This is a genomic window from Aciditerrimonas ferrireducens, from assembly GCF_023130475.1.
GTDB lineage: Bacteria > Actinomycetota > Acidimicrobiia > Acidimicrobiales > UBA8190 > Aciditerrimonas > Aciditerrimonas ferrireducens.
In genome coordinates, this window is the sequence record NZ_JAKHEX010000002.1 from 19,353 (window position 1) to 35,604 (window position 16,252).

General features: G+C 72.7%; 12 protein-coding genes, 2 pseudogenes and 1 riboswitch. Of the genes and pseudogenes, 6 read left to right on the plus strand and 8 right to left on the minus strand.

Translation table 11 applies throughout. From position 1 onward, the window contains the following. Positions 1 to 113: 113 nt before the first annotated feature. Positions 114 to 2,030 (minus strand): alpha-E domain-containing protein, encoded by a 1,917-nt coding sequence (locus Acit_RS02135; RefSeq protein ID WP_248105334.1) that lies wholly within the window; start codon positions 2,028 to 2,030, stop codon positions 114 to 116. Beyond that, on the minus strand, positions 2,027 to 3,634 hold the full coding sequence (locus tag Acit_RS02140) for a circularly permuted type 2 ATP-grasp protein (RefSeq protein WP_248105335.1): 1,608 nt from the start codon (positions 3,632 to 3,634) through the stop codon (positions 2,027 to 2,029). Before Acit_RS02140 ends, Acit_RS02135 begins: the two co-directional genes overlap by 4 nt. 129 nt (positions 3,635 to 3,763) lie before the next feature. Between Acit_RS02140 and cynS the strand changes: the two genes are divergently transcribed. Further along, positions 3,764 to 4,204, plus strand: coding sequence for a cyanase (gene cynS / locus Acit_RS02145; protein ID WP_248105336.1), 441 nt, complete (start codon positions 3,764 to 3,766; stop codon positions 4,202 to 4,204). A 51-nt stretch (positions 4,205 to 4,255) separates the two neighbouring features. Here cynS and Acit_RS02150 read toward each other — a convergent pair whose 3' ends face one another. Next, entirely contained in the window at positions 4,256 to 6,016 is a 1,761-nt protein-coding gene (locus Acit_RS02150) for a hypothetical protein (protein ID WP_248105337.1), read from the minus strand. 248 nt (positions 6,017 to 6,264) lie between these two features. On the opposite strand from Acit_RS02150, the gene Acit_RS02155 reads away from it, so the two are divergent. Then, positions 6,265 to 7,644: a gamma-glutamyltransferase family protein gene (locus Acit_RS02155; protein WP_248105338.1), complete on the plus strand. Its 1,380-nt coding sequence runs from the start codon at positions 6,265 to 6,267 to the stop codon at positions 7,642 to 7,644. 14 nt (positions 7,645 to 7,658) lie between these two features. On the opposite strand, the gene Acit_RS02160 is transcribed toward Acit_RS02155, so the two are convergent. From Acit_RS02160 to Acit_RS02180, 5 genes are read right to left on the minus strand one after another with little or no spacing between them, the layout of a single operon-like run. Beyond that, positions 7,659 to 8,498, minus strand: a complete 840-nt coding sequence (locus Acit_RS02160) for a FadR/GntR family transcriptional regulator (RefSeq protein WP_248105339.1) — start codon at positions 8,496 to 8,498, stop codon at positions 7,659 to 7,661. A 9-nt stretch (positions 8,499 to 8,507) separates the two neighbouring features. Next, positions 8,508 to 10,016, minus strand: coding sequence for an APC family permease (locus Acit_RS02165; protein ID WP_248105340.1), 1,509 nt, complete (start codon positions 10,014 to 10,016; stop codon positions 8,508 to 8,510). Next, positions 10,013 to 10,636: a hypothetical protein gene (locus Acit_RS02170; RefSeq protein WP_248105341.1), complete on the minus strand. Its 624-nt coding sequence runs from the start codon at positions 10,634 to 10,636 to the stop codon at positions 10,013 to 10,015. Before Acit_RS02170 ends, Acit_RS02165 begins: the two co-directional genes overlap by 4 nt. Then, positions 10,623 to 11,741: an aromatic ring-hydroxylating oxygenase subunit alpha gene (locus Acit_RS02175; RefSeq protein ID WP_248105342.1), complete on the minus strand. Its 1,119-nt coding sequence runs from the start codon at positions 11,739 to 11,741 to the stop codon at positions 10,623 to 10,625. Before Acit_RS02175 ends, Acit_RS02170 begins: the two co-directional genes overlap by 14 nt. Next, entirely contained in the window at positions 11,738 to 12,901 is a 1,164-nt protein-coding gene (locus tag Acit_RS02180) for an agmatinase family protein (protein ID WP_248105343.1), read from the minus strand. The genes Acit_RS02175 and Acit_RS02180 overlap by 4 nt, the downstream gene beginning before the upstream one ends. A gap of 54 nt (positions 12,902 to 12,955) precedes the next feature. Continuing rightward, positions 12,956 to 13,066, minus strand: a riboswitch (guanidine-I (ykkC/yxkD leader). A gap of 137 nt (positions 13,067 to 13,203) precedes the next feature. Between Acit_RS02180 and Acit_RS02185 the strand changes: the two genes are divergently transcribed. The 4 genes and pseudogenes from Acit_RS02185 (at position 13,204) to Acit_RS02200 (ending at position 16,234) form a co-directional block, all read left to right on the plus strand. Further along, a complete protein-coding gene (locus Acit_RS02185) occupies positions 13,204 to 13,506 on the plus strand; it encodes an urease subunit gamma (RefSeq protein WP_248105344.1) in 303 nt (100 codons plus the stop codon). Positions 13,507 to 13,581: 75 nt separating this feature from the next. Beyond that, positions 13,582 to 13,836: pseudogene (locus Acit_RS02190) on the plus strand (urease subunit beta); the annotation flags it as partial. Further along, positions 13,829 to 15,521: pseudogene (locus Acit_RS02195) on the plus strand (urease subunit alpha). The pseudogenes Acit_RS02190 and Acit_RS02195, both read left to right, overlap by 8 nt. Further along, positions 15,521 to 16,234, plus strand: a complete 714-nt coding sequence (locus tag Acit_RS02200) for an urease accessory protein UreF (RefSeq protein ID WP_248105345.1) — start codon at positions 15,521 to 15,523, stop codon at positions 16,232 to 16,234. Before Acit_RS02195 ends, Acit_RS02200 begins: the two are co-directional and overlap by 1 nt. Positions 16,235 to 16,252: the final 18 nt, after the last annotated feature.

The following is a 16,252-nucleotide window of genomic DNA, read 5'->3' on the forward strand; positions in this document are numbered from 1 at the left end:
TGGCTGCGGAGTACGCCAGGGCCACCGCTGACGCTACGGCCCGAGGCGACAAGCGACATCCTGCAGGCTGCAGGATCGCGGGCACCGGACCCGTCCGAGCCGCGCGTTGGCCTTCAGTCGTCGACGAGCTCGACGAGGACCTCGACCTCGAGGTGCTGGGTGCCCCCGCCGCGGACCGTGCCCCGGAGAGGGGCGACGTCGTCGTAGTCCCGGCCCCAGGCCAGGGTGACGTGGTGGTCGGAGACCAAGGGCTCGTTGGTCGGGTCGAGGTCGAGCCAGCCGGCGCCGGGCACGAAGACGGCGAACCAGGCGTGGGAAGCCTGGGCCCTCGGATCGACCGGGGTCCCGGCGGCCAGCAGGAGGTAGCCGCTCACGTAGCGGGCGGCCAGGCCGCGCGAGCGGAGGCAGGCCACGGCGAGGTGGGCGAAGTCCTGGCAGACCCCGCGGCGGGCGTCGAAGACCTCCTCGACGGGGGTGCTGACGGTGGTCGAGCCGGGCAGGTAGGCGAAGTCCTGCCTGATGCGGCACGCGAGGTCCAGGGCGGCTTCGTGGAGGGGCCGACCCGGGGGGAAGGACTCGGCGGCGTAGGCCGCCAAGGTGGGCGAGGCGGGGGCCTTGCGGCTCCCGGGCACGAACCGGCGGGCTTCGAGCACCGCGGCGTGGCGGTCGAGCTGGAGGAGGTGACGGACGGTCTCCCAGGGTGGGCTGGAGGCGGGGGATGCGCTGGGGAGCAGCTCGACGGTGCTCGAGGCGGTGACCTCGAGGGCGCGATGGGGCTCGTCGACGCTGAAGACCACGAGGTGGTTGCCGAAGGGGTCGAGGAGCGGGGTCGTGGTGGCCGGGGCAGGGTCGACGGTGAGCTGATGGGCGACGAGGCGCTGGCGGGGGGTGGCTCGGGGTCGGAGGTGGTCCTCGGTCGTCGAGGCGCTAGCGGGTTCCTCGTAGCGGTAGCGGGAGCGGTGGAGCACTCGGAGGCGGCGAGGTCCGACGGGAACGCGGCGCGCACGGGCGCGGCTGGCGGTCGCCGCAGTGCCCGGCGGGGAGGCCGGGAGCTTCCAGAGCTGGGTCAGCTGGCCGTGCACGCCGGTCAAAACAGTCCGGACGGCCGGAGCGACCACCGACGGGAGGAGGGCCTCGGCGGTGCTGACGGCGTCGTCCAGGACGGTGCCGGCCTGGAGCAGGGCGGCGGTGGCGCGACAGGGGAAGGGCAACGCCTCGAGGAGCGTCAGGCAGGTGCCGAGCTCGGAGCGGACCGAGCCGGGGAAGGCCTCCTCGAGCAGCACGAAGAGCGGCACAGCGAGGGGGTTCTGGAGCCGCCAGCCGCCCCGTCGGAAGACGGCCTCGGCGTGGAGGGCTCGCAGGACCGTGGCCCGATGAATCGCGGCGAAGGGATCTGCGGTCCTCTCCAGGGCGGGCGCCCAGGCCTCGAGGACCCGGCAGGTGAGGTCGGCTCGCTCCAGGGCGCGACCGAGCCCGAGCAAGACGCCGGGCTGGTCGCGTCCGAGGGTCTCCTCCGCCACCCGACCAACGGCGGTCGTCGCGACCAGCAGATCGCCCAGCCACGCAAGGCGACGAGCCCGGTCAGGCACCACGACGGGGCCGTCCTGGGCGAGTTGCCAGAGGTCGTGAACGGCTGCCGCCACCTCCATCGGCAGGAGGGCCGCAGCTGTCCGGGCGTTCGCCCGGACAGCCCGGAGGGAGGAGCGGAGCGCGCTGGGATTGGACAGGTCCAGCAGGCAGAAGGGCAGGACCTGGTCCTCGCCGGGGCCGGCGTCGGGGAGCTGCTCGCCGCCGAGGAGTGGTTGGTAGCGGTCGCGGAAGAGCTCCTCGGTGCCGCTCAAGCGCAGGAGGACCGTCCAGCCGAGCTCGGCCCCGACCGGCAGGTCGAAGAGCGCGTCGTGGTAGGCCTGGACGACCCGGACGGTGCCCTCGGCTCGGGCGAGGTACCGGCCAAGCCAGTAGAGAGCGTCGGCGATCCGGGCGAGGAGCGGCTGCTCCCGCCGGTGGACGGGCAGTGCGGTGGTGGTCACCGGGGGTCCTGCGTCCTACCGGGTCGGGGATCGAGGGGCGCCGGCCGGCCGGGGCCGAGCAGGGGGGATGGGAGCACTCGGGCCCCGGGCCGGCCAGCGGGGAGGCGATCGTCGACCACCCAGGTGTCCTTGGAGGAGCCGCCCTGGGAGGAGTTGACCACTCGGCTCCCGAAGGGTGCGACCCGGGTCAGGCCGCCGGCCGCGCTGGTGGCGCCTGCGGGGGTCAGGACGGTGAAGGTGCGGAGGTCCACCCGGCGGGCCTGCAACGTCCCGTCGCCGGTCAGGCTGGGGGTCGTGGAGAGCTCCAAGGTGGGCTGGGCGACCCAGCCGGCCGGGTTCTGCTGGATGCGGGCGGCGACCGCCGTCAAGGACGCTCGGGGCACGTCGGGACCGACGACGACGCCGTAGCCGCCGCCTTCGGTCGTGGGCTTGACGACGAGTTCGGCCAGGTGGGCCAGGACGAAACGGCACTGCTCGGGGTCCCCGCACCACCAGGTCGGGACGTTCGCCAAGATGGGCTCCTCGTCGAGGAAGAAGCGGATGATCGCCGGGACGAAGGCGTAGACCGCCTTGTCGTCCGCGACACCGGTCCCCGGGGCGTTGGCCAGGGCCACCCGACCGGCTCGCCAGCTACGGAGCAGCCCCGGGACGCCGACGAGGGAGTCGGGACGGCCCAGCTCGGGGTCGAGATAGTCGTCGGCCACCCGCCGGTAGACCACGTCGACCGGCCGGAGCCCCTCGACGGTCCGGGCCTGGAGACGGTCCTGGTCGTCGACCAGGAGGTCCGCGCCCTCGACCAGGGGGATGCCGAGTTGGCGGGCCAAGAAGACGTGCTCGAACCAGGCCGGGTTTGCGGGGCCGGGCGTGAGCAGGACGGCCAGGTCGTCGTCGCTGCCTGTGCGGAACGCCGCGAGGCCCTCGCCGAGGGCGTCAAGGTAGGGCTCGACGGGGAGCACGCTCGCCTCCCGGAAGGCCTCGGGGACGACCGTCTTCGAGACCTGCCGGTTGACCAGCATGGAAGCGGCCCCCGAGGGGACCCGGAGGTTGTCTTCGAGGACCGCGAACTGGCCGCTCCCGTCCCGGACGACGTCGGTGCCGGCGACATGCGTCCAGATGCCCGCCGGTGGCGAGGTGCCGAGCAGGGCTGGCTCGAAGTGACGGGAACCGAGGACCACCTCGGGCGGGACCACCTTGGCTCGGAGGGCTTCCTGCGGACCGTAGCAGTCGGCCACGAAGGCGTTCAGGGCCACGAGCCGCTGGGCCAGGCCGGCGGCGAGGCGTTCCCATTCGGCGAGGGCGACGAGGCGAGGCAGGACGTCGAACGGCCAGATCCGCTCGGGGTCGGGGTCGGGGTCGCTGGCGAGCGGGAACGTGACCCCGAGGCGGGCGAGCTGGCGTTGGGCGGCCACCTGCCGGCCCAGGAGCCCCGCGGACCCGAGGTCCTCCAGGAACGCGGAGAGGCACGCGGCGTGGGGCCGTGGCTGGCCCGAGCTGTCGAAGAACTCGTCGAGGGGTGCCTCGGGTGCGGTCTCCGGGCAGCGACCAGGGACCGGAAGATCGCCGTGGGTCCTCGTCGGACGTTCGATGGGTGCCTCGACGGCCACGGTCGGACCGTACCGAGCAGACGTTGCCGGCGGGTTGCCGGGGTGTGAACAGGACGTGTCGGACCGAGGTTCACGAGGAGTTCACAGGCTCGAAACCTGGGCGACCCATGGGGCGGGCGCGATGGGCGTATGGATCGCTTGGAAGCCGGTGAAGCCGTTCGACGGGCAGTGCGAACACGGGGGCGGCGATGGTCGGAGCTGGCCGAGCTGCTTGGGCGGTCGGTGGTGTGGACCACGTCGGCCCTGCTGGGTCAGCAGCCCCTCGGACGGGAGCAGGCCGAGCTGGTGGCCAAGGAGCTCTCGCTGGGACCGGAGGTGGTCGAGGGACTCTGCCTCCCGCCGGTGCGCGGCGCTGCGGCCGTGGACCGCAGCGAACCGGTCGTCTACCGGCTCGAAGAGGTCGTGCAGGTCTACGGCTCTGCGGTGGCGGAGCTGGTGGCCGAGGAGTTCGGCGACGGGATCATGAGCGCCATCGACTTCGAGATGGACCTCCGGCGAGAGCCGGACCCGAAGGGCGACCGGGTAGTGCTGACCCTGAGCGGCAAGTTCCTCCCGTACTGGGTCTGGTGAGCGGCCAGCCCCGACTCGTCCGGCCTCGACTCGTCCGGCGCGGCGGCCCGGTCAGCGGGCCAGGAGCTGGAGGGCCGTCGCCATGAGGCCCGGATCGGGCTGCCCGCAAGCCGGACAACCGATCCCGGGCGAGGGGACGTTGAGCCAGTAGCCCTGGACGAGGTCGTGGGTGGCCTTGATGTCGCCGGCGAGTTCGGCCGCCGTGACCGGGCCGCCGCGGGGGTTGGCCGAGAGGCCGGCGAGGACGATGGCATCGGGGCGGACGGCGTGGATCGTGGCCAGCGCCCGGGCGACCAGGGCCTCGTAGGTGGCGGGCTGGCGCTCGGACTGCTGGACGGTGTTGAGGCCGATGATATTGCAGGGTGGCACCTCGTCCTTCGGGGTTCGCTGATCGGCGGGGAGACGGTCGGGCTCGATGAGGTCGCAGATGGAGACCCAGTGGTGCTCGGCGGCGAGGGCGGCGACCCGCTGGTCGTAGGCCAGGGGGTTGGCCTGCTCGACCGAGGGGGTGTCGGGGAAGCGCTCGTTGTCGTAGAGCACGGCTCGGATGTCGCTTCGGACCTGACCGGCGGCTACCTGGTTCGCCAAGAGGCCCTCGCTGTGGACCACGAGCGTCGGGGTGACGGGGAGAAGACCGCTCGGTGCCTGCCGTGGTGAGACCGGTTCGAAGACGGTCCCGCCACCCATGAGGCGGGCCACGCCCGGTTGGCCGACCACCGCGGCGAACTGGGAGGCGGCCAGGATCCAGTCGGCGGGGCGCCCGTTCGCGGCGAGGAGCTGACCGGCAGCGTCGAGGAGGGACCCCCGAGCCGAGGTGACGCTGCTCACCGGGCTGCTCGGCGCCCCGGGGTGGGGGCCGTGGCCGCGGGCGAGCTGCTCGAGGAAGGCCACGGCCACCTGGGGCTCGGGCTGGCCACAGCGCGGACAGGCTGCCCCGGCCTCGGGGACGTTAAGCCAGAACCCACTGGCCCCCGCTGCCCTGGCAGCCTCGGCGACCTGGAGGAGATCGGCCGGGGTGACCCGCCGGCCCGAGGGGTTCGTGGAGAGGCCGACGAGCACCGGGATGCCTGAGTGGGCGGTCTGCGCCGCCCGGACGGCGCCGCGGGTGAAGCTCGTCGCGTCAGCGGTGCCTTCGGTGCCCTGGGCCTGGACCTCGAAGACGTTGCTGACCTTGGCGCCGGGGCCGGCGAGAAGCCGGTCGTAGGCGGCGAGCAGCGCGGGTCCCTGGAGGTGCTGGCCGGTCAGCACCCGGACCAGGTCGACCCCGGGGGTGAAGATCAGGCGTTTGCCGGCCGCCTGCGCGGCGCGGAGGGCCTGGCCGGCGGCGGCGATGGGGTCGTCCTGCTCGGCAGTCGGGGTGAGCGGCCAGGCCTCGAGGTCGAGGACCAGGTCGGGCACCGAGGCGGGCACCCGATGGTCGGCCAGGGCCGCGATGAGGGCCTGGGCGCTGGTGAAGTCCGCCGCGGCCTGGGCGTGGGGGGCGAGGGTGTCGCTCCCGGCCCCGGTGGCGCCGAGGAGGATGGTGCTTCGCTGGTCGAAGAAGGACGAGACCAGGCTGGGGGGCAGGCCGGCCTGGTCGATCCGTCCGAGGGCTCCGACCGAGAGCATCCAGGTGACCGGTCCTCCCGGGAGAGGGTCCGTGGTCATGTTCAGCACCGTGCCGGGATCGTGCGCCGACCGACTCGTGCCGGCCGTCCCGAGGAGGGCCCCCACGGCGAGACCTCCGGCGAGCAGGGCAGCCAGCGCGAGGCGCAGCCGGGACCGTCGGGGGCGACGGGTCGGCGGGGTCGTGGTGGGCGGGAAGCCTGCCATGCCAGCAGCATCGGCCAGCGGTGTGAGGACAGTGCGACGATCGTGTGAGGGGTCGATGAGGGGATCGTGAGGGGTCGGTCAGGACCGAACGGGTGATCGGGCCCGGCAACGGGCCGGGTGGTCCCTGCACCCCGCCGCCCGACGCCGGGGCGCGTGCCAACCTGTTCGCCGGTCCACACGGGAGGGACGACATGGGGACGATGCGCTGGGCGCCGGGTCGGCCACCTGCGGTGGCTCGGGATGGCATGGTGGCCACCAGCCAGGTCCCTGCGGTCCTGGCCGGGCTCGGGGCGCTGCGGGCCGGCGGCTCGGCCGCCGACGCAGCGGTGGCTGCCGCCGCCGTGCTTTGCGTGGCCGAGCCGATGGCCACGGGGTTGGGGGGCGACTGCTTCGCCCTGGTCTACGACGGCGACCAGCCAGTGGGCCTGGACGGCGGGGGCGCCGCACCGCGGTCGGCGAGCGGCCCGCCGGCGGAGCGGGGTCCCCGGTCGGTGGTGGTGCCCGGGGTGGTCGGGGCGTGGTCGGCGCTGCTGGAACGCTTTGGGCGCCTCGGCCTGGACCGTGTCCTGGCCCCGGCCATCGACGCCGCCGAGGGTGGCGTGGCGGCCGGCGCCCACTGCGCCGCTGCGTGGCAGGGGAGTCGAGTGGCGCCTGCCGCTCTCGGTCGGCCCCCGCGGGTCGGCGAGGTCTTCCGCCTCCCCGAGCTCGGGGGGACGCTGCGGCGGGTCGCGGAGGAAGGGCCGAGGGGGTTCTACGTAGGGCCGGTGGCCGACGCGCTGGTGCGGGCCAGCTGGTTGGCACCCGAGGACCTGGCCGCTTTCGAGGCCCGATGGGTCACCCCGATGCGCGGGACCTACGGTGGCCTCGAGGTCCTTGAGATGCCCCCGCCGACCCAGGGGGTGGCCGCGCTCGAAGGGCTTGGGCTGCTGGCCCTGATGCCGGACCGGGGCCTGGTGTCGAAGGTGCGCGCCGTCGCCCTGGCCTTGGAAGACGCCCGGCGAGTGGTCCGGGACGGGGCCCGGGTCGACCACCTGCTCGCCCCCGAAGTCCTGGCGGACCGGGCCGAGGCGTCGCCGACGCTCCTGGGGGAGCTGGCGGGGGGGACGGTCTACGTGGCCGTGGTGGACGGGGAGGGCATGGCGGTCTCCTTGATCCAGAGCCTCTACGAGGACTTCGGTTCGGGGGTGGTGGCGGAGGGAACGGGGGTCGTGCTGAACAACCGGGCGGCCTGCTTCGCCGTCGAGGGGGAGGTGCGCGCCGGACGACGGCCTTACCACACGACGATCCCCGGGATGCTGCTGGCCGACGGTCAGCTTCGGGGTCCGTTCGGGGTGGTGGGCGGCTTCCTCCAGGCCCAGGCCCACGTCCAGCTGGTGTCGTCGTTGGTGGACGACGGGCTGGACCCCCAGGCGGCCCTCGACCGGCCCCGGTTCCGAGTCGAGGACGGCGCCGTCCACCTGGAGGGGGGCCAGTGGCCCGAAGCCGCCTCGCTGACGGCTGCCGGCTACCCGGTGGTGCTGGACGCCGACCGGGTCGACTTCGGGGGCGGCCAGCTGATCTGGTCGGAGGACGGACGGTTGCTCGGCGGGTCGGATCCCCGGAAGGACGGCTGCGCGCTGGGGTGGTGAGCCCCGCCGGGTGATCAGGGGGAACGGTTCAGCCGGCCTGCGCTTCTGTCGGCCGGGTCGGCGGCGAGGCGGGCCGAGAGCTCGCCGAGGTGCTCGGCCATGCTCCGCGCTGCTGCTTCGGTGCGGCCGGCGACCATGGCGTCGAGCACGAGCTGGTGCTCTTCGACCTGCGCCAGGCGGGCCTCGGGGTGCCGGAGCGCGACCCGGTGCGCCAGCAGCCAGAGCGGGTGCTGGCCGGCGTCGACGAGCTGGGCCACGAGTCCGGCCAGGACGAGGTTGCGGCTCATCCTGGCCAGGTCCCGGTGGAAGGCAAGGTCCAGCTGAAGAAAATCGTCGAGATCGGCGTCGCTGTCCTGCGAGGCGAGCGCCGCCGATCGTTCGACGAGACCCTGGAGGTGACGCAGCTCCGAAGAGGCAGCAGCCGTGGTCGCAAGCGCCGCCGCTTCGGGCTCGAGGAGCCGACGGACCTGGAGGAGCTCCGCCGGCGCGGCAGCAGTGACCGAACTGATCGGGGGGTTCGGACCGGGGAGGCCGACGCCGGTCAGGTAGTGGCCTGCTCCTCGGCGGACCTCCACGATGCCGGCGAGCTCAAGGGCCAAGAGAGCTTCCCGAACGGTCGAGCGGGCGGCGTGGCACCGATCGGCCAGGGTCCGCTCGTCGGGAAGCCGATCGCCCGCCCGGTGGTGGTCAAGGATCAAGCCAGAAAGGATTTGCTCGGCGACGTCGAGGTAACGGCGTCGAGCTCGCTCGGGACGGGGTTTTCGTCGCAGTGGTGATGGGGACACGGTCGACACCCCGGTGCGCCAGACCACGTCGGATCTCTGCGGGCCGTGGGGGCCGACCGTGTCCGCCATCGTGGGTTCTCAGCTCGCCGCGGGGGCGACGGCCGGCTCGGTCTGCTCCCCTTCGGGCAGGTGGTCGGCGTCGAAGCCCGTGGCGTCGATGCGCGCCCGCTGCGCGGCCCGATCGGCGCTCGTGGTGGGTCGCCGTCGGGTCACGTAGTAGACCGCCCCGAGGGCCAAGCCGCCAAGGAGGACGACCGGTCCCCAGGCCGTGGGGAACGAGACCGGGTAGAAGGTGTAGTAGATGCCGAGCAGGGTGGTCACGAGCGAGGCCAGCGGCAGGATGACGTGGACGACCGGTTTGGTGATCCGGCGTCGGCGTGCGAAGGCTGGGAGGGCGGCATTGCCGAGGATGTGGCCGACGAACTCGCCCATGGTCCCGATCAGGATGAGGACCGTGAAGGCGGTGTCGATGCCCCCGATGGCCCCCGTCAGGAGTGTGCCGAGCGCCGCCGCGGCGAAGGTGGTGACCACGGCGACCTTCGGGCTGCCGCTTCGGGGGTTCACCTTGGCCAGGGCGCCGGGCAGGAGACCCGCCTCGCCCATGGCGTAGGACACTCGACTGACCACCAAGGTCGAGGCCACGATGGCGCTCATGATGGAGTTTGCCATGAAGATGGCGACCAGGATCTCGACGGCCGAACCGAGGAAGTGGTGGATGACGAGGAGGCCAGGGATGTTCGAGTTGGCGAAGGCCGCCATCTTCGTGGGCCCCCAGCCGACGGTCATGGCGTAGGAGACCAGCATGAAGACGACCACGACCGCGGAGGTGGAGAGGACCAGGCCTCGGCGGATGGAACGGTGGGGCAGCTTGGCCTCGTGCCCGAGGTAGACGGTGGCGGTGGAGCCGGACATGGAGAAGTCGGCGAGGAGCATGCCGATGCCGACACCGGCGAAGCCGTTGTGGGCCAGGGAGGGTTCGAAGACCCGGCCGGTGTTGGCGTGGCCCGCCAGGAAGACGATGGCGAGGGCAGTGCCGACCATGAGGACCAGCTCGATGAGGCCCGTGACGAGGCCGTAGCGGAGGGAGGGTCGGATTCCCCGGTAGACGAGCCCGATCGGCACGGCCAGGACGGCGACCGGCAAGACCACCCACACCCAGCCTGGTCCGGTCGAGGCCCCGAACTGCTGGAGGAGGGACTGGACCATGACCGAGAAGTAGACGGCCCCGGCGGCGGCGAAGGCCGAGTAGTAGATGGCGTAGGACAGGCCGGTCACGAAGCCGACCAAGGGAGAGGTGCTCTTGGTGACGAAGTAGAACATGCCACCGGAGCTGACGAGCTTCCTGGAGTACTGCAGGGGGGTGTTGACCCAGAGCCAGACCAGGACGGCCCCGAGGAGGTAGGCCAGGGGCATGGCACCCCGGGCGTAGATGGCGGCGGAGGTCATGACGGCACCCATGCAGAGCAAGGGGCCGTTGGCGATGATCCCCTGGGCGACGACGTGGTTGGGAACCGCGCTGTCTCGCTGGAGGCCCACGCTGGCGTCGTCAGCGCTCGGCGGGGAAGTGGGGCGGAGGGTGAGGCTCATGGGTTGCTCCTTGTCGCGGGCGGGTGGGGTGGTCCGGCCTTCGCTGGGCGTTCGCTGAGCTCGACGGGGCTGGTCCGCAGCGGGTGGTGCTCCGCGGGGTCCCGAGCTCGGGGCCGGGCCGCCGCGGGGACGAGGACCCGGAGCTCGAGGGGGAGCGGGCGGGCCGCTCGGACCAGGACGCCCTGGTCGTCGAGCCGGATGCTGAGCTCGTTCGGGCCGAGCAGGCGTTCCCAGCGTTCCCGGTAGGCGAGGGTGCCCTCGGGGCCGGGGAAGATGCCGCTCTCGACGAGGACCTGGTCGTCCCGGCGGGCGATCCGACCCACGTCGGGATCGTCGGCCGGCAGGGAGTCCAGGAGATGGTGCCAGCGGAGATGGGGCGGGGCCCAGCTGGTGCGGCCGGCGAAGATGCGAGGTCCGTCGAGGCCGGTCGGTCCCGGCCCGCGGAGGTCGAGGAAGCTCGTCCCGTCCTGGAGCCACAGCGCCGTCCCGGCGTGGCGGACGACCCGTCCGGCGATGACCAGGCGGGTTCGCCACCAGGCGCCCGAGAGCCAGTCGGGAACCGGCCCTTCCCGAATGCTTGCGGGGGCTGGCGGAGCGGAGCCGGGTTCAGGCTGGCGCACCGCAGATCTCCGCGACCACGCGTCGGAACCCGACGAGGTCCGCCTCGAGGGTTCGAGCCAGGGGTCCCTCGGGCACGCCGCTGCCGAGCGCGGCCTGGACCGCTTCGCAGGCGTCGATGTCCTCCCGGACGAACCCGAGGACGTCGTCAAACAGGGCCTCGGGGTCAGAGCCTTCGGTGCCGCGGACGACGAGGTGCAGGCGGGTCCGGTCCGGGGCCAGGGGTTCGAGCCAGGCGGTGGCCAGCCACCAGGGGGTGGTGACGATCAGGAGGCCGGGGAAGAGCAGGTGGGCTCCCATGCCGACTCGGCCGAGGTTCGGAACGGGCACCAGGCCGCTTGGGGGCGGTGCAGCCGGGCGAAGCGGTTCGAAGCTGGTCCAGATGCCATCCGGTCGGAGCCGGCTGGTGAAGCGCCGGTGGTCGTAGGCACCGAGGGACCGCTGATGGAGGTACCAGAGGTGGTAGCCGTCGAGGTGGTTCTCGACGAGGAGCTTCCAGTTGCACGCCGCGACCAGGGTGCGGCGGAGCACCACCGGCAAGGTGGGGGGGTCGTGATCGGCGAGCTCCTTGGCGACGAGAGCGACGGGGTCGTCCGAGTCGGAAGGGAACGACCTGGGGGCGGCGTCACCGGGGGACTCGAGGCGCCCGAGGAGCAGGCCGGCAAGTTCCGTGCTCGGCACCTCGGCGAGGCGGAGCCGGGTGGGATCGAGGTCGGGGAGCTCGCGTGCCCGCTGTGGGACCACGAGGAGCTGGCCGTCGAGGGCGTAGCGCCAACCGTGGTAGGGACAGGTGAGCGCCTGGTGCTGGCCCGCAGTGGCACAGAGACGCATGGCCCGGTGGCGGCAGACGTTCGAGAGGAGCCGGACGGACTCGGCGTCCCGGACTGCCAGCAGGGGGACACCGGCGAGGTCGAGGGGGACGACGGCCCCGGGTCGGGCCAGGTCCTCGAGGGGCAGGGCGGCCAGCCAGTGGCTGGGCCAGAGGGTCCGACGTTCGAGGGCGAGGAAGTCGGGGTCCTGGTAGACGAGTCGACGGTCCACCCAGCGACCGGCGGGGTCGAGGAGGCCGAGCGAGGGGATCCTGTCGAGCAGGGCCACGGTGCTCATCGGGCCGCTCCTGCCCCCGCGTCGGTGGTCCGCCGTCGGGGGAGGTGGCCGGCGCGGACTAGGCAGCCGAGGGTGTCGCAGATGACCCGGGTGGCGATGAGCGAGGTGATCTCGGCGTTGTCGTAGGGCGGGGAGCACTCGACCACCTCGATGCCGGCCAGTGGGCGCTCGGCGACGAGCTGGATGAACTTGAGGACCTCCCGGGGCAGGAAGCCGCCTGGTTCGGGCCAGCCGGTGCCGGGCACGAAGGCGGCGTCGAGGCAGTCGACGTCGAAGCTGAGCCAGACTGCCTTGGCCCCGTCCCAGGCCACCTCCAGGGCCCGCTCGGCCGCCTGCTCGATCCCCATCTCGACGCAGTCGGTGACCGTCATGATGGTGGTGCCGCGCTCCCGACCGACCTTCACCCCCGGCCGGGGTGCCTGCCAGCCCCCGATGCCGATCTGGACGAGGTTCTTGGGTGGCACGTTGGGGATGTCGGTGGCGTGGAACCAGGGTGTGGTGTGCATCCGCTCGTCGAGGTCGGTCTCCTGGGTGTCGACGTGCCGGTCGAAGTGGATGATCCCGAGGTTCCCCGAGAGGTGCTGGGCCACGCCACGGACGGTCGGGTAGCCGATGGAGTGGTCGCCGCCGAGCACGACGGGGAAGGCGCCCGAGGCGAAGACGTGGGCCACGGCCTTGCTGATCTGGTCGAAGGTCTTCTCGATGTTTGCCGGGATGGTGAACACGTCGCCGAGGTCGGCGATGGTGATGGACTCCCGGAGGTCGACGCCGAGCTCGAAGCTGTAGGGGCCGTAGAGGGCGGAGATGCGGCGGATGCCCTGCGGGCCGAAGCGGGTGCCGGGACGGTAGGTCGTTCCCCCGTCGAAGGGTGCCCCGAGGACGGCGACGTCGTACTCGCCGCAGCGACGGACGTCCTCGAGGAAGGGGGCCTTGAGGAAGGTGTTGATGCCGGCGAAGTGCGGCAGTTCCCCGCGGGAGAACGTGGGGATCCGGCGGTCCACGATGGAGTCGGCGCCCGGGAGGCCGAGCTCGAGACCCCGTCGGACCTCGGCCTCCCAGCGGGCGGTGGGGAGCTCGGCTTCCCGGGCGACGGCGTAGGCCGCTTCGGGCCCGTAACGGTCGTGGAGGAGGGTCCGGGGGTCTGGGTCGCGGTGGGTCACGGTGCACCTCCGAGAGCGAGGGCGGCTGGGACCGCCGGCTGGACGTTTCCTTCGCTCTCCCGGGCTTTTGTCCCGCCGTGGAGCGAGCGCCGCTGGCCGCGACGACGCCTGCACCTCTCGGACCAGACCCACCGTCGAGGTGGCGGAACCCTAGGTGCGCCCCGCCGATTCCCAGCGGGTCGTAGACAGTGTCCACGACCCCTGTTTCCGGCGGTTTTCCCGTGTGTGAACATTGTGTTGCCAGCGGGTCCCGTTTCGACGTTCAACGGGCCCCTCGGGAACGCGGCGCCTAGCATGCGGTCATGCGGTTGACTCCGCACGAACAGGAGCGGCTCCTGGTCTCGGTGGCGGCCATGGTGGCCCGCGACCGGCGGGAGCGGGGCTTGAAGCTGAACTATCCCGAAGCCGTGGCCATCATCAGCGCGTTCGTGCTCGAAGGGGCCAGGGAGGGTCGAAGCGTGGCCGAGCTCATGGAGAGCGCCCGGCACGCCGTGCGCCGGGAGGAGCTCATGGAGGGCGTCGCCGAGCTGCTGGACCCGGTGCAGGTCGAGGCGACGTTCCCCGACGGGACGAAGCTCGTGACCGTCCATCGGCCGGCACCGTGACCGGCGGTTCCCCAGTGCCGCCATCCGAGCCTGACCGGCTGGTGCCTGGCGAGTTGTGGCTGGCGAGCGACCCGATCGCACTACCACTTCGCCCAGGCGAATCCTGCCCTGCGCTTCGACCGGTCCCGAGCCCTCGGCCGTCGTCTGGCCATCCCGGCCGGGACGTCAGTGCGCTTCGAACCAGGCATCGAACGGGAAGTGGCCCTCGTACCCCTCCGGGGCCGACGAACCGTCCTGGGTCTGCGCCGGGATCTCCCCGGTCTGCGAGACGGCGAACCACTGGACGTCGCCGACGATCCGGGCCAGGCACGGGAGGGGCAGCGTGACTGAGATCGACCGGGCCCGCTACGCCGCCCTGTACGGACCGACGGTCGGGGACCGGATCCGCTTGGCCGACACCGATCTGTGGATCGAGGTGACCGAGGATCGCTGCGGGCGCGGGGACGAAGCGGTCTTCGGCGGAGGCAAGGTCCTCCGGGAGTCCATGGGGCTGGCCCGTGCCACCCGAGCCGAGGGCACCCCGGACCTGGTGATCACAGGAGTGGTGGTGTTGGATTACTGGGGCGTGGTCAAGGCCGACGTCGGCGTCCGGGACGGTCGGATCGTGGCCCTGGGCAAGGCCGGGAACCCCGACATCATGGACGGCGTCCACGATCCTCGCCGGCAACGGCCTGATCCTGACGGCCGGCGCGGTCGACTGCCACGTGCACCTCATCTGTCCCCAGCAGGCCGAGGAGGCGCTGGCCTCGGGCGTGACCACCTGGATCGGTGGGGGCACCGGACCGGCAGAGGGTACGAAGGCCACGACGGTCACCCCCGGGGCCTGGCACCTCGAGCGCATGCTTCTGGCCACCGCCGGCCTGCCGCTGAACCTCGTGCTCCTGGGCAAGGGGAGCTCGGTGTCTGAGGAGGCCTTGTTGGAGCAGGTCCGGGCGGGAGCCGGTGGCTTCAAGGTCCACGAGGACTGGGGGGCCACGCCCGCCGCCCTCGACGCCTGCCTCCGGGTCGCCGACGCCACCGGTGTCCAGGTCGCCCTGCACAGCGACACCCTGAACGAGGCCGGTTACGTGCAGGACACCCTGGCGACCATCGGGGGTCGGACGATCCACGCCTACCACACCGAGGGAGCCGGCGGGGGGCACGCGCCGGACATCATCGTGGTAGCCGGCGAACGGAACGTCCTGCCTTCCTCGACCAACCCGACGCGGCCCTACACGGTCAACACGGTGGACGAGCACCTGGACATGCTGATGGTCTGCCACCACCTGAACCCTGGGGTTCCCGAGGACCTGGCGTTCGCCGAGTCGCGGATCCGCCCGAGCACGATCGCTGCAGAGGACGTCCTGCACGACCTCGGGGCCATCGCCATGGTCGGTTCGGACTCCCAGGCCATGGGCCGGGTCGGGGAGATCGTGCTGCGGACCTGGCAGACCGCCCACGTCATGAGGCGGCACCGCGGCGCTCTGCCGGGGGACGGACCAGCGGACAACCTGCGGGCCCGGCGCTACGTGGCCAAGGTCACCATCTGCCCGGCGGTGGCCCACGGCATCGACCACGTGCTGGGTTCGGTGGAGCCAGGGAAGCTGGCCGACCTGGTGCTGTGGCGCCCGGGCTTCTTCGGGGTGCGGCCCGAGGTGGTCCTGAAGGGCGGCATGGTGGCCTGGGCGGCCATGGGCGACGCCAATGCGTCGATCCCGACGCCCCAGCCGGTCTTCCCTCGGCCCATGTGGGGCGCGGCGCCGACGGTGGCCGCCGAGCGGAGCCTGAGCTTCGTGGCGCCCTTGGCCCTGGAGGGCGGCCTGGCCGAACGGCTGGCCGAATTGGGTCTCGGATCCCGGCCGCTCGCTCCCTTGGCCGACGTGCGCCGGCGGTCGAAGGCCGACCTGCCGCTGAACGACGCCTGTCCCCGAATCGAAGTGGACCCGGAACGATTCAGCGTCCGGGTGGATGGCGAGGAGATCGAGGTGCCCCCGGTGACCAGCTTGCCCATGGCTCAGCGCTACTTCCTCTTCTGATGGGCCGGCTCGTCTCGGTGCTCGTCCTGGCTGACGGCCGGTTCCCCGCCGGGACCTACGCCCACGCCCTCGGCCTGGAAGAGGCCGTGCGCCAGGGGCTGGTCGTCGACCTGGCGACGACGGCTGCCTACGTGGACGGCGTGCTGGCCACCAGCGGGGTGCTGGCAGCCCACGCCGCTGCGGCGGCATGGCAGCTGGAACGGGCGGAGGCGCCGATCGATCGCTGGTTGCGGCTCGACGCCGAGATCGACGCCAGGACCGCGTCACCATGGGCCCGGCACACCGCTCGGCTGCTCGGGCGGCACCTCTTGCGGGCAGCGGCCGCGCTCGGTCCGTCGGCCGAGGCTGCGGCCCGTCGAGCGGCCGCCGACGGGCCCGCAGGACCGCAGCAGGTGCTGGCCCTCGGTGCCGTCGTGGCCGCCGTGGGCGGGGGAGCCGACGAGGCTGCCCTACTCGCCGTGCTGGGGGTGGCCAGCGCGGTCGTCCAGGGGGCTGTTCGGCTCCTCGGCCTGGACCCCGTGGCTGCCACCGGCCTACTGGCCGGCCGAGCAGACCACATGGAGGCCCTGGCATCGGAAGCGGCGGCTCGGTCGGCGACGGTGCTGGAGGACTGGCCGGCGAGCCTCGCCGAGCTGCCGGCGACAGCCGGGGCGATGCTGGACCATCTCTTGGAGTGCCAAGCCGCCCGGCCCGACCGGCTCTTCGCTTCGTGACGGTGGCGACGGGAGGAG